This is a genomic window from Clostridia bacterium (assembly GCA_017554615.1).
Lineage (GTDB): Bacteria > Bacillota > Clostridia > UMGS1840 > HGM11507 > SIG450.
Genome location: JAFZHY010000002.1, coordinates 48,604 through 63,066, shown reverse-complemented (window position 1 = coordinate 63,066; position 14,463 = coordinate 48,604). Strand labels below are relative to the sequence as shown.

Genomic DNA, 14,463 nt, shown 5'->3' with positions numbered 1-14,463 from the left:
ATTTATATAAACGGAGGTTCAAAATTATGAGCGCAAAAGTAGGTATTAACGGTTTTGGTAGAATTGGTCGTTTAGTTTTCAGAGCGGCTATGGAAAACCAGAAAGTAGATGTAGTTGCTATCAACGATCCATTTATCGATTTAGACTATATGGTATATATGTTAAAATATGATACTGTTCATGGTCGTTTCAATGGTGAAGTTTCAATCAAAGGCGACAAATTAGTTGTTAACGGTAAAGAAATCAGCGTATTCGCATCTATGAATCCTGAAGAAATTCCTTGGGGAACATGTGGTGTAGATTTCGTTGCTGAAGCAACAGGTGTATTCACTACAACAGATAAAGCTTCTGCTCACATCAAAGCAGGTGCTAAAAAAGTTGTTATCACTGCTCCATCAGCAGACGCTCCAATGTTTGTTATGGGTGTTAACAATGATAAGTATGATTCTTCTATGACAGTTATTTCTAATGCTTCTTGTACAACTAACTGTTTAGCTCCTTTAGCAAAAGTTGTTAACGATAAATTCGGTCTAATCGAAGGTTTAATGACAACTGTTCACGCTACAACAGCTACACAGAAAACTGTTGACGGTCCTTCTAAGAAAGACTGGAGAGGCGGTAGAGGTGCTGCTTTCAATATCATTCCTTCTTCAACAGGTGCTGCTAAAGCAGTTGGTAAAGTTATCCCTGAACTTAACGGTAAATTAACAGGTATGGCTTTCAGAGTTCCAACAGCTGACGTTTCTGTTGTTGACTTAACTTGCAGACTTGAAAAATCTGCTACTTATGATGAAATCGTTGCTGCTATCAAAGAAGCTGCTGACGGTGAATTAAAAGGTATTCTTTCTTACACAGAAGATCAGGTTGTTTCAAGCGACTTTATCCACGATGCTCACACATCTATCTTTGATGTAAAAGCAGGTATCGCTTTAACAGACAATTTTGTTAAATTAGTTTCTTGGTATGACAATGAATGGGGTTACTCAAACAAAGTTGTTGACCTTATCGCATATGCATACAGCGTAGACAACAAATAATTAACTTAAATTAAACTTAATGCATAAAATAAAAATCAGTGTTTGTCAAAGAACACTGATTTTTATGTATAAAAATAATATTGTGGGAACTTTTAATCGGCATTTTAAGTCTAATTAGTATATAGTAAAAAAATAAATACATTTAAGGAGACAAACTATGAAAAGAAAACTATCATTATTATTGGCAATAACCCTTATCTTATCAATGTTTGCGGGTATGTCTACATATGCTGCAAGTGATATTTCGGGCCATTGGGCGCAAAGTATTATTGAAAAATGGATAGAAGCGGGTAAAATCAAAGGTTACACCGACGGAAGTTTTAAACCGTCAAATAATATGACAAGAGCAGAATTTGCAACAGTTTTAGCATCAGTAATTGATATAAATGTTGCAGAATATCCTGAATTTCCATATACCGATGTTAATGAAAACGATTGGTTCTTTGAAAATGTTAAAAAACTTCATGCGCTTTCAGTTATAGCACCAAGTGATAAATTTAACCCTGACAGTCTTATTACAAGACAGGAAGTTATGACAATGGCAGGAAGAGCATTTTATTACTACTCTGAAAATGACGATGCTATAAAAGGTTTTAATGACTATCAGGATATAGCGGATTACGCAAAAGAATATGTTGCAGGTCTTGTTGAATCCGGTTGTGTTACAGGTTATGAAGATAACACAATAAAACCTTTAAATAATATTACAAGAGCAGAATGTATTAAAATTTTAGACGGTTTTGGTATAGTTAAAGACCCTTATTCTTTACAAGGTATAATGAACAGAATTTATGACGGAGTAAAACAACCTCTTCCTAATACAATGATAATGGATATAACAAGCGAAACAAGTGCATATTATCTTGGTATTGAAAATATGGAATTTGAAGAAGCAATAGCAAGTGAACCTATGATGGGAAGTATTGCTCACTCTATCTGCCTTGTAAAAGTAAAAGAGGGCACAGATGTTCAAAAAACAATGGCAGAAATAAAAGAAAAAGTAGACCCAAGAAAATGGATATGTGTAGGCGTTGAAAGAGATGAAGTTATAGTTTTAAATAAAGGTAACATCATTCTTTTAATAATCGACCAGATTGCACCAAAAGAATTTGAAGAAAGTTTTAAAAACACCCAAGTAGAAAGAAAAAACTAATAGAGCCTGATGAGCATGATATAATATCTCATAAAGGATATTATATGGATTATATTGACTCTATCCGCACATCAGGCGTTGAAACAACTGCGAAAAAAATTGAATATATGGCATCAGATTATAGCAATAACAGAGTTTTTTATTCAGTAATTCCAAGTAAAAGTTATTTTATAAATGATGAACTTAAAAACCCTTTTGACTATGATTTAATGCATAAAATTCTAAATGAGAATATTAAGAGTGCAACATATATTGATATTTTTGACACTCTTACTCTTACAGACTATTATGTTACCGACCCTCATTTTAAGCAGGATAAAACGGATAAACTTATAAAAAGATTAGGGGAAAACCTTGGTTTTAATATTGACATATCCAAAAATACTTATAATAAGGTGGATAATTTCATAGGTCAGCATAAGGATAAAGTTTATGATATTTCGGGAGAAGAAATTTATTACTTAACAAACTCTTTTACCGATAATGCCAAGGTTACAAATATTATGGGAGATGCATATGATAAAGTTTATAATTTAGATAAACTTTCATCAAAATCTCCGTATGATTTATTCCTTTCAGGGCCTTCGCCTATAAGTATAATAAAAAATGAGAATAACAATGAAGGAAAAAGACTTATAATATTTAACGATTCTTACAGTTGCACTCTTGCACCGCTTCTTATTGAAAGTTACAGTGAAATTGTGCTTATAGACTTAAGATATGTTGCAAGTTCGCTTATAGAAAGATATGTTGAAATAGGCTCGGCAGATATATTGTTCCTTTATAATGAACAGATAGTAAATAACGGCGAAATGCTTAAGGTTATATTTAATTAACAACTAATATAAGAAGGGGGAAAAAAGATATTTATTCCCCCTTTTTTCTATTGACATAAATTATCATATGTTGTATAATATTAACAAAATAAGGCAGTTTGCGTATGTGTGTTATAACAATTTTTCATATGTTTTAAATGTATGAAATATATTTGTAAAGAGTACATAAGGCGTTGCCGTTCAACAAAAATTTTAAAGACAGAAAGGTGTTTTAAATGGTAAACAATAATAATGTTGAAAAAAAATTTAAGTCTATTCCTAATGTTGTAAACAGTCCTTTGTTTATATTATCAATTATTTTAGCAGCAGTTTCTTTAGTTATGTCTTTAGTAACATTCAGATCTACTGCACTTGACTCAATTGCAACAATTATGGGCAATAAAGAGTTCTATAATTCTACTGTTGTTTACGCAATTATCAAAAATGCGTTATATATTCCTCTTATTCTTGAAATTGCAGGTCTTGTAATCGTTAAACTTACTGTAGCCAAAGGCAGTGATGACGATACAGGCGTTAATGTAGTTAAAATGGGTATGGCAGTTAGTATTTTTATGTTCTTTATTGCTGCTGTTATCTTAGTAGTAGGTATTCCTGTACTATCTAAAAATGTTCACGGTGTAAGCCAGTTTATGTTCTACATAATTCTTTTAGCATCACTTGCTGTTGCTATTGCCGGAGCGTTATTCTTCAAAGTGTTTATTGATGTTACAAACATCGGTTTTGAATCTATGGCTCGTAGCACAATTTCAGAAAAAATGCCGTTAGTATTTATTATTGGTATTTTAGTTGTTGCTGCTGTTTTAGCAGGTAGCGCAGTATTTAGTATCAGCCTTTACGGGTTAGATATGATGCTTCTTCCTGTTATTGCTTGTGGATTAAGAGTTTTATCTTATCTTTCATTCTTATTCTTAATGATGGATATAAGCAAAGAAGTAAAATAATTATATATAAATAAAGCACAGTGCCTTTGGCGCTGTGCTTTTTTTGTGCATTTTAAATTAAAAGACAAATTATTTATAGTATTTATTAAATGAAAAGGATGTGTTTTTACCGTCAAAGTTAAATTCAATATAACTTAAGTTATCAAGGTATTCTTTATTAAGTTTACTGCTGTTTTTATTTCCTAAAGTAAGATAATAAACACCTTTTATATTCTTAATGCTGTTATGGTCTGAATCTGTTATTACAAATACATTTTTATCTGATGTTGATAAAAAGTCTTCAATAACCTGATTTTCAAATTCGTCAGTCCCAAATAAAGAATCGGATGCTACTATAAAAATGTTTTGTTTTTTGGTTTTGTTAAAAACATCTGCTAACTTTTCCCATTGGGAAGAATCTGTTTTTCTTATTCCTCCGCCTGATGTGTTTAAATTAATAATAACACCATTTTCAAATTCAGAAGTTTTAAAACTATTTGTATCTTTAATAATATAACCTTTGTCTTTACTGCCTATAAAATCATATACTGTGTTATTTATATATTTAGATAAAAGTGAATCTGCCTTAGAGTTTATCGCACCTATATAGAACTTATCAGAAGAAGAAATGTTTTGCTGTGCATTTGTATAAATATTCTGATAAGGTGTGTATTGGGTAAGGGGAGTGGCTACATCTAAAGTAAGGTCATCAATATAAATTTCTCCCTTATCCTTTTCATCTTCAGGAAGATATACAACATATATACTGTCTAAAGTAAGGTTTTTATAAGAAGACGGTATTTGTAATGTTAACTTCTGCCACTTGTTAGTTTCATATTTGTTTCCAAAGGATAAAATTTTAAGTTCATTATTTTCATCAAAGAACTGTGCCCTTAATTCATGGGTAAATGGCTCTTTAGTGTAAAACATAAGTGATATTTCCTTAAATGAATCGGATAATTTATATTTTGTATCTAAATTATAATATACAGCCTTTGCTTCGTCATTTTCCAAAGTAAAATCAAACTTAAGTTTTCCTGCCTTGTTATACGAATATTTAAATTCATCACTAAGTTCAAATTCTCCCGAAACTTCTTTTGGATAAGTTTTTACTTTTCCGCTTAAATTTTCAAAATAATCGGTGTGTGTTTTAGAGTCTTCTCCAACTGAAACGGATATATAACTTTTAGCACCGTCTTTTGAAATGGTAATTATAGCATTTCCGTTATTTAAAGCATTAATTTTATTTCCGTTAACTGTTATTATATTACTGTCAGATGATGTTATATTAAAAGGCTCAAAGTTTATTATTTTAACATAATTTCCATCTTCGTCAAAAACATTGAAGTTTATTTCTTTTGTTTCGCCCTTTTTTAATTTCATATAACTATCAGTTTCTATACCTGAAATTTTATCTACTACAAATAATGATAAGCTTTCTTTTAATTTTCCGCTTTTTGCAGTAATTTTTACTTCTCCTGCAGTGTCTGGAGTAAAAATATTTGAGTTAAATTCACCGTATGGGGAAGACAGTGTTACTTTATCATCCACAGGCCTTTTATTTTTGTCATACACAGCAGTTTCTATTTTAACAGGCTGACCAATAAATGTAACATATTTATCAGCCTTAACCAAAATTTCACTTGCAGATAAGGTTGGTTTATCATAAGTAAGACCTATTGCGTTTATAACCTTTCTGTTTTCAGTAGGGGAGTTTACTGTGTGAATATCTTTGTTCCATACGGTTGATGCAACCATATTTGTAGAGCCTCCACCGTCAAGATTAACTGCATTATAACAGCCAAGCGATTTCATAAGGGAGCCAAGATGGGACATTCTCATCCCCGAACTTATACCCTGACGCCCGTCAACTGCAACAAGATAAAGGGTTTTTCCCGATTTGTCAACCCCTATTGCACTTCTTGGGTTATGCCCTGCTATAACGTGAGACCAGTCTGTTACAACCTCTCCGTCTTTTACAAGCATTGCACCCCCACCGAAAGCAACTTCGGCTTTTTGAATATCAGGGGTAATATAATAATCAAATCTTATTTCGTCGCCAACATTAAAATTGTTGGCAAAGAACATATTTACACCTTCTGAAACAACAAGAACGCAACCGTTTTCGGGAATTTCTACAGATGGCATATTTCTTCTAAATTCTTTAATAATTCCATCTTCTACTAAAACTTCTAAAACTTCTCCACCGGGAGCAGGGGACATACCGTTATTAAATTCTTTTGTATACATAAGTATATCGCCATAATAATCGGTGTGCTTGTTAAGATGACGAATTTCATTATACTGCCAGTTAGGAGCAACTGCCATTATATGAAAATCAAGGTAAGACATACTTAACTCTTTATCAATATAAGAAACTGTCGCCATGGTTTGAGGGTTGATAGGAGAGGTAAGCAGTTTTTCGTCTTCAACCTCTATCCCAAGGGAAAAACCAGTGTTGCCTGAGTAGGAAGAAAAAAAGTCAGCGTTAAGAGCAGCAACTATATTTTCCTTAGTACCGGCAAGGTTTGAAACTGTTTCAAGTTTATCAATTCCATCATCTGATTTTAACAGTTTAAGTGATGTATTACTGTCAGTAAGATCGGCTTTTATATAAGAATAGGTTACACTAAAGTCGGAACGAAATTCCTTAACTTTTGTAAGCGTAATACTCTCTGATATCGGTATAACTTCCTTGTAACTGTATATGGTAGAAGCGTTAGCAATATTAATGTTTAAAACAAGCAAAAAACATATAATTAAAAGTAAAATTTTCTTCATTTTTATCCTCCTGTAAAAAAATTTAAGCCTTTAATTTATTTTAACACACAAGGGCTTATGATTCAACAAAAAAATTGACTTACCATTTATTGTAGTGTATAATTAAAGGTAGATTTATTTGATGCTGACAGTTATACTTAAGATAGGAGATGAATCGAATTGAGCAGTGCATATATAATGGTTGTTGCAGGTATACTTCTTGCAAAAGGTCTTGGCTTTTATCGTGATATGGTATTTGCGAAAACTTTCGGCACAGGGGTAGAAGCAGATATATATTTCCAGATTTTCGGTCTGGTAAATCTTATTTTCACAGGTATTGGTGTAGCCCTTTCTACACTGGTTATAAAAAACATCAATAAGAGTGAAAATCTGGGCAAAGAAAGAGCATATGTAGCAGATTTTTTAAGGAAAACCGTTTTATCCCTTGTAGTTGTATGTTCTTTAATGGCTCTTTTTGCTCCTACGATAGTAAATATAGTTTTACCTGAAATATCAGGTGCAAATCTTAATTTAGCCGTTAAACTTACATATGTTATGATTCCGTCTTTGATGTTTGTTGTTGTGGCATATGTTATTTCAGGAGTTTTACAGAATGAAAGAGTGTTCTTTATTACTTCTGTAATGAGTCTTCCTTTTAATGCTGTTATAATCATTGCGCTTATGATTCCTGGCATTTCTATTTTAAATGTAGGTATCGTAACAACTATCGGATGGTTTCTTCATATTCTTATTTTGCTTCCGTCTTTTTATAAGAAAAAATACTTATTATTTACAATTAAAGAAAAATCGCAGATAAAGAAAGATAAAAACTTTGAAATTCTCTGGATATTTATTTCCAATATGATGTTCCAGATATGTTTTTATACTGACAGAGCATTCGTAGTAGGCTACGAGGGAATGGCAGCAACCTTTAATTATGCTTCAAATCTTTTTGTAACAATATCGAGCGTGTTTGTTGTGGCTATGTCTACTGTTGTATTTCCGTCAATATCCAAAAATTACGAAGAGGGAAATATAGATTATGTTAATGAACTTTTAAGATATATTATAACTATTATGACTGCTATTTTCCTTCCTTTTATAATGGTTGCTGGTCTTTTTGGCACAGATGTTATAAGGCTTGTATATGAAAGAGGTTCCTTTACTTCGGATTCCACTGTTGCAGTTGCCATTGTGTTTTTTGTTTACAGTTTAGGAATTTTAGGATATGTTTCTCAGGAACTCTTTAATAAAATAATGTATCTTGCAGGTAAATATAAACATACAGTTATAGGAACTGTAATGATTATAATTTTAAACTTGATTTTTAACATCGCTGTTAAAACTTATGCTTTAGATACACCTATTACAGGTTCAGGGTTTACAACTGTTTCTTTATGGATAACTATTACAACATCCCTGCTTCTTATAGGCTACGCAGTTGTTATTGCCTTCGGTATTAAAAAAGTGGTCGGCCCTTATTTTAAAAAAGATTTAGTTGTAGATTTATCAAAAATTTTTATATCAGGTTGCTTTGCAATCTTAACATACTTTGTATTTAATATATTTCTTCCTGATTTTACGCACGGGAAATTGACTTTTGTAATCCCTCTTTTTGCGTGTGCAATTATCTATCTTTTGGGGCTTTATATTACAGGAATACTTAAAAAACTTATGAAAAAAATATAAGAAAGGGTATTATATATGAAAAAATTTGTTATAAAATTTATACCATGGGTTTTACTTATTGTGATGTTTGCTCTTCTTATTCCTGGAATAACATTAAGGGTTACATCCGAGGAGAAAAACAATAATGTTATTATTTCATTTAACTATGACGGAGCAAGTACCAAACTTACTGAGTCTAAACTAAATGATACAGTTTTAAATTTAAAGAATATGGGTGTAAATTCTCTTTCAATTATGGAGGATAACATTAACTATTTCGTATCAAAAGGGGATCTTACCTGTATTAAATATAATGTCCTTTGCCATAAATACGACGAGCAGAGTGTTAAAATTGCCGAAAAGATAAAAAGCGAATTTCCTGATATTTCTTATGACAGCCATGTTGTTCTTATCGGAAAGGAAAATATTAAGGAACGATTTAATAATGAGGTGCATCTAAGATATGGCGATGATGAATATAAAAAAATCGGCAGTTTCGACAACCTTGATATATATGTCTTCTTTGACGGAAGAAAGCAGTTATGGGATTATCCGATAGGTTATAGCGAAGAAAAAATTGCAGCCTTAAAAAATGAAGGTTTTAATATTGTACTTATCCATAAATTAAAAAATGCAGTTAAAACAGAATATATTGATGAAATAGAAAAACTGATAAAAAAATATGATATTAAGTATCTTAACCTAAAAGAAGATACATCAATGGACAAAAAATATAATAACGAAGAAAACTATAAAAAAATGGCTGATGTTATAAATAATAATGATTTAACATTAGTTGTTACAGAAAATGTTAACCAACTTTCCAACCAGAAGTTTTACGGATATTCATATGTATATGATGAAGTAATGAAAAAGGGCGGTTCAAATAAAATTCTTCGTTCATATGAAACATATGATGAAACACAGGCAGATGAAACAAAATATAAATTCCGAGTTGAGCAGTTTGTCAATTCAACTGTTGACAGAAATATCAGATTTGTAACAGTTACACTTATCGAGCCTGAAGGTGTAACTTATAATGAGTGTGCAGATAATACCTTAAAGGCTGTAAAACTTTATAAAGAAAAAATTGAGGATATAGGCTTTAGCGTAAACTTAACTTCCCAAAAGGTAGATTATAATGCCAATAAACCGTTTAATTATGCAGTCTGCTTAGTTATTATGATTATGTTTATGCTTTTAGCATTTAATATGATTTTGGGTAGTGCAAGTTTTAAATTAACCATAGTTGCACTTGTGCTTTCATTAGTAGCATTTTTGGGTACATTAACTGTTATACCCGAACCGATTTTAGCATTATATCCAACTGCATATTCGGTTATTCTTCCTGCATTTTGTTCTACACTTACACTAAGTTTTATAAAAAGGTTTAAAGATAAACTTTCAGCCTTGCTTCTTGCAATTTCATCAATAGCGCTTGTGTACAGTGTAATGCTTATCGGAGCAGTAGCACAGGGAACAATGTTATCTGGTATAGACTATTATATAAATAACGATATATTCAGAGGCATAAAACTTTCGCTTATCGTTCCTACTCTTTATACTGCTGTTATTTACTACTTTATGTTTATAAAGAATGAAAAAACATCTGTAATAAAAGATGTTAAAAATGTTCTTAACGCAGATATTAAGGTGTACTGGGTTATCCTTGCAGGTGTTTTAGGTGCAGTAGGGGTTTACTATATCATAAGAAGCGGAAATGTAAATTCAATAAGTTCTATGGAAAAACTTATGAGGTCTACCTTAACCGAAATTTTCTATGCCCGTCCAAGAACCAAGGAGTTTTTAATTGGTTATCCTTGCTTAGTTCTTTTTGCGTACTATGTAAAAAATTGCAATGTAAAATTTATAAACTGGGCATTGGCTGTGGGTGCATCAATTCTTATAACATCTGTAAGCAACAGTTTCTGCCATGTATTTACTGACTTTTTTGTTATAGTCGAGCGTACTTTAAACGGTTTATTTGTTGGTATGATTGTTTCGGCATTTGTTTATACAGGAAATATTATTCTGTTTAAAGTAATTGATGTTATTTCAAAAAAATATTTTAAAAAGAACTAAACTAAAAAACAATTTGGGGATGAAAAAATGGCAGATGTTGTTATATCCGGATATCACGGATTTAAAAACAGCGGTGACGAAGCATTGCTATATGCTATACTTACTACTTTAAGAGAAAAAAAGCCAGATATAGATGTTACCGTTTTATCAAAAACACCTGAAGAAACTGCCAGAGTATATGATGTAAAATCAATTTCAAGATACAGTTTCTTAAAAATACGAAAAGAAATGAAAAAATCAGGTATGCTTCTTTTCGGTGGGGGAAGTCTTTTGCAGGATGTTACAAGCAGTAAATCTTTGATTTATTATCTTTTGGTTATCTTACTTGCGCAAAAATGCAAATTAAAAACTATGCTTTATGCAAACGGAGTCGGCCCTATCAATAAAAAACTAAACAGGAAACTTGCCTCTTTTATTCTTAACAGGGTGGATATTATAACCCTAAGAGATGATAAATCTGACGAAGAGTTAAGAAATATGAAAGTAGTAAAACCTAAAATAGTTATTACTGCCGACCCTGCTTTTACTCTTGACGCAGACAATTCCCTGTCAGGAAAATATTTTACAAATATGGCAGGTGTTCCGTCGGGGACCAATTTGTGCGTTATATCACTAAGGGAATGGAAAAATGCCATTATAGGTTTTGAAGAAAAGGTTGCAAAGTTATGCGACTTTATGGTAGAAGAATATAATATAAGCCCTCTCTTTGTTCCTATGCAGTATCCTGTTGACCTTGAAATATCAAAAAAGGTTATTTCGCTTATGAAAAATAAGGCATATGTTATAAACAGAGAACTTACAGTTCCTGAAATGTTTTCAGTGCTTTCCGAAACGGAATTTGTTATAGGGATGAGGCTTCATTCGCTTATATATGCGACAACACTCGGTATTCCTGCAATGGCTTTTGTATATGACCCTAAAATAAGTGCATTTATGAATTCTCTAAACCAGCCAGACTGGATAAATGTTGAAACAATGGACTTGGACAAATCAAAAGAGATTTTACAAAGGGTTATTACCGAAAGGGAATTAAGAAGAGAAGAGATAAAGAAGACCAATAAAATTTTAAAAAAATTAGCCAAAGAGAATGCTGACTATGCGATGGAGTTAATCAATAAATGTACAAAAAAATAAGTGTGTAACTGCTTATTTTTAAGTTAAATAACTTGACAATTTATACCTTATATGGTACTATATGATAAAGATTATTTGGGAGGTTTTTTATTATGTTAAAGAAATTTTCACCTACATTATGGAATACAATCGGTATACTTATGATAGTGATAGTTGTTGCATTGCATTTTCTTCCTTTCTTTGTTGTTGAGGGTGATGCAATAAGCGTAAATCCTGTAGCAGACGGTAAAGAAACACTTTCATTATTTTCATATGAATGGTTACCTGAAACATATCCTGGGGTTTTAGATACTGCTAAATCATTATCTTCTGATTATGATATGTTAATGAATAATATTATTTTATTACCTAATCTTCAGTGCTTACTTGCAATTCTTGCTTTAGCGTTATACATTTTCCAGAGAAAAACATATATTGCTGCTATTACTCCTGTAGTTATAAGCATAATTGGTGTTATTATGTATATCGCAGTTCCTGTATTAAGATGTGGTCTTTTATGGCAGGTGCATTTAGTAGTTCAGGTTGTTGCAACAGTTGTTACAGGTCTTGTATTAGGTCTACATATTGCCAACGCATCAAAACCTAACAAAAAATAAATAAAAAAAGTGTTGACATTTTAATTTATATATGATATCATTTTCTGGTAGCAAGAAGAAGTTTTCCGCTTCTCACCTTAAAGCAAATGCGTGTTTAAGGTTTAGATGACTTTGATTATTTTGACGAGCGGAATATTTCTGCTCGTCATTTTTTGTGTAATTCACAAAGAATTCAGATTATGCTGATATTTTAATTTTATGGAGGTGCTTTCCTATTAGTAGCAAGGAATTACAAATCAACGAATCTATTAAAAATGCCGAAATCAGGGTTATAGATTCAGATGGTTCGCAGCTTGGTATTATGTCATCAAAAGAAGCCTTAGAAGTTGCAAGTGGCAAAAATCTTGACTTGGTTATGATTGCCCCACAGGCAGAACCGCCTGTATGCAGAATTATGGACTATGGCAAATACAGATTTGAACAAGCGAAGAAAGAAAAAGAATCTAAGAAAAACCAAAAAGTTATAAGTGTTAAAGAAGTAAGGCTTTCAATGTCTATTGATACTCACGATTTTAATACTAAACTTAATCAGGCAGTTAAATTCCTTAAATCAGGAAATAAAGTTAAGGTTTCTGTTAAATTCAGAGGAAGAGAAATGGCGCATACTGAACTTGGCTTGAAACTTTTGGAAAGATTTATTGAAGGGGCTACCGATAGTTGTGTTGTAGAAAAGCAACCTAAAATGGAAGGCAGAAATATGGCGGCTTATTTAGGCCCAAAAGCATAAGCTAAAAATTTTAAAAGAATATATTATAAAACCGAGAGGAGCGAATTAAAATGGGAAAAATTAAAACTCATAGAGGAGCTGCAAAAAGATTCAGCTTAACAAAATCCGGTAAAGTTAAAAAAACAAGTGCTTTCAGAAGACACATTTTAACTAAGAAAACCACAAAAAGAAAAAGAGCTTTAAGAAAAATTTCTTATGCATGTCCTGCAAATGAAGCAGTTATCAAAAAGTTAATTCCTTACAAATAAGATTAAGAAGTGATTGGAGGTAAAAGTCAATGGCTAGAGTTAAAGGTGCTATGAACACCAGAAAAAGACATAAAAAGATTTTAAAATTAGCTAAAGGTTATAGAGGTGCTAAAAGTAAACTATATAGAACTGCCAACCAGGCTGTTATGAAATCATTAGTTTACTCTTACATCGGAAGAAAACAGAAGAAGAGAGATTTCAGAAAATTATGGATAGCAAGAATCAATGCCGCTGCAAGAATGAACGGTATCAGTTATTCAAGATTTATGAACGGTCTTAAAAAAGCAGACATTACTCTTAACAGAAAAATGTTAGCTGAAATCGCTGTTTCTGACGCTAAAGCGTTTACAGAATTAGTTGAAAAAGCAAAAGCAAGTTTATAATTAAAGTTTAAAAGAGTTTATTAGGTAAAAAATACCTGATAAACTCTTTTTTTTGCACAAAAAAAGTTTGGATTTCTCCAAACTTTTTTAATATGTAAGATTTAGTATAATCTTATAATAAACTTGAACTGTCAGCATCAAGATAGATGTTAACATCTTTTGATAATCTCATAATAGATGCAGGGCATTTTTCTGTGATTTCACCGTAAACTGTGTTTTTAACTGCTTCTGCTTTTGTAGGAGCAGGAACGATACAGATGTGGCAGTCAACATTTTTAAGAGTTGGAACAGTAAGAGTTAATGCGTGAGTAGGAACTTCGTCAATAGAGTTGAAGCATCCGTCATTAACCTGCTGCTGACGGCAAACATTGTCAAGTTCAACGATTTTAACCATTGCAGGGTCATTAAAGAATGCAACGTGAGGGTCGTTGAAAGCGATGTGTCCGTTTTCACCGATACCTAAGCAAACGATATCAGTAGGGTTATCTCTTAATAATTTAGAATATCTTTCACATTCTGCCTGAGGATCTTCTGCGTTACCGTTTAAGTAGTTAACAGTTTTGAAAGGTGCTTTTCCAAAAAGTCTGTCTTTTAAGAACTGACCAAATCCCTGAGGAGCACCTGCAGGTAATCCGATATATTCGTCCATATGGAAAGCATTGATTCTTGTGAAATCAATTTCTTCACATGCTAATAAACTTTCTAAAAATTCGTTCTGAGATGGAGCAGCAGCAAAAATCATATTGATTTCTTCTTTTTCTTTTAAAAGAGCAATAATTTTTGCTTTACAGTCTTCAGCAGCTGCTAAACCCATTTCTTTTCTTGTAGGGAATGTGTTTACTTTAAAACTTGTTTTTGCTAACATTTTGTCTTCCTCCATAAATATAAATTTTTTTCTATACACAATGATACCACTAAT

The 14,463-nt window shown here is 31.9% G+C and carries 13 protein-coding genes and 1 other annotated feature; of the genes, 11 read left to right on the top strand and 2 right to left on the bottom strand.

The window, feature by feature from the left end:
* The first annotated feature begins 26 nt into the window (after positions 1-26).
* The 4 genes from gap (at position 27) to IKZ35_00355 (ending at position 3,967) form a co-directional block, all read left to right on the top strand.
* Entirely contained in the window at positions 27-1,037 is a 1,011-nt protein-coding gene (gene gap, locus IKZ35_00370; protein ID MBR4892420.1) for a type I glyceraldehyde-3-phosphate dehydrogenase, read from the top strand.
* Between the two features lie 157 nt (positions 1,038-1,194).
* Positions 1,195-2,190, top strand: a complete 996-nt coding sequence (locus IKZ35_00365; GenBank protein ID MBR4892419.1) for an S-layer homology domain-containing protein — start codon at positions 1,195-1,197, stop codon at positions 2,188-2,190.
* Positions 2,191-2,234: 44 nt separating this feature from the next.
* The gene (locus tag IKZ35_00360; protein ID MBR4892418.1) at positions 2,235-3,026 is read left to right on the top strand and encodes a hypothetical protein; all 792 of its coding nucleotides are present in this window, start codon (positions 2,235-2,237) and stop codon (positions 3,024-3,026) included.
* Positions 3,027-3,241: 215 nt separating this feature from the next.
* Positions 3,242-3,967 (top strand): hypothetical protein, encoded by a 726-nt coding sequence (locus IKZ35_00355; GenBank protein MBR4892417.1) that lies wholly within the window; start codon positions 3,242-3,244, stop codon positions 3,965-3,967.
* 69 nt (positions 3,968-4,036) lie between these two features.
* Here the strand turns inward: IKZ35_00355 and IKZ35_00350 are convergent, their stop codons facing one another.
* Positions 4,037-6,727, bottom strand: coding sequence for a phosphodiester glycosidase family protein (locus IKZ35_00350; protein ID MBR4892416.1), 2,691 nt, complete (start codon positions 6,725-6,727; stop codon positions 4,037-4,039).
* Positions 6,728-6,886: 159 nt separating this feature from the next.
* On the opposite strand from IKZ35_00350, the gene IKZ35_00345 reads away from it, so the two are divergent.
* The 7 genes from IKZ35_00345 (at position 6,887) to rplT (ending at position 13,544) form a co-directional block, all read left to right on the top strand.
* Positions 6,887-8,395, top strand: coding sequence for a hypothetical protein (locus IKZ35_00345; protein MBR4892415.1), 1,509 nt, complete (start codon positions 6,887-6,889; stop codon positions 8,393-8,395).
* Between the two features lie 15 nt (positions 8,396-8,410).
* Positions 8,411-10,456 (top strand): hypothetical protein, encoded by a 2,046-nt coding sequence (locus IKZ35_00340; protein MBR4892414.1) that lies wholly within the window; start codon positions 8,411-8,413, stop codon positions 10,454-10,456.
* 27 nt (positions 10,457-10,483) lie between these two features.
* Positions 10,484-11,590, top strand: coding sequence for a polysaccharide pyruvyl transferase CsaB (gene csaB / locus IKZ35_00335; protein ID MBR4892413.1), 1,107 nt, complete (start codon positions 10,484-10,486; stop codon positions 11,588-11,590).
* 92 nt (positions 11,591-11,682) lie between these two features.
* Positions 11,683-12,186, top strand: a complete 504-nt coding sequence (locus IKZ35_00330) for a hypothetical protein (GenBank protein ID MBR4892412.1) — start codon at positions 11,683-11,685, stop codon at positions 12,184-12,186.
* Between the two features lie 46 nt (positions 12,187-12,232).
* Positions 12,233-12,346 (top strand) — a sequence feature (ribosomal protein L20 leader region).
* Positions 12,347-12,400: 54 nt separating this feature from the next.
* Positions 12,401-12,913, top strand: coding sequence for a translation initiation factor IF-3 (infC, locus tag IKZ35_00325; protein ID MBR4892411.1), 513 nt, complete (start codon positions 12,401-12,403; stop codon positions 12,911-12,913).
* A gap of 50 nt (positions 12,914-12,963) precedes the next feature.
* The gene (gene rpmI / locus IKZ35_00320) at positions 12,964-13,161 is read left to right on the top strand and encodes a 50S ribosomal protein L35 (GenBank protein ID MBR4892410.1); all 198 of its coding nucleotides are present in this window, start codon (positions 12,964-12,966) and stop codon (positions 13,159-13,161) included.
* Between the two features lie 29 nt (positions 13,162-13,190).
* Positions 13,191-13,544 (top strand): 50S ribosomal protein L20, encoded by a 354-nt coding sequence (gene rplT / locus IKZ35_00315; GenBank protein ID MBR4892409.1) that lies wholly within the window; start codon positions 13,191-13,193, stop codon positions 13,542-13,544.
* Between the two features lie 112 nt (positions 13,545-13,656).
* On the opposite strand, the gene IKZ35_00310 is transcribed toward rplT, so the two are convergent.
* Positions 13,657-14,424, bottom strand: coding sequence for a glucosamine-6-phosphate deaminase (locus IKZ35_00310; protein MBR4892408.1), 768 nt, complete (start codon positions 14,422-14,424; stop codon positions 13,657-13,659).
* Positions 14,425-14,463: the final 39 nt, after the last annotated feature.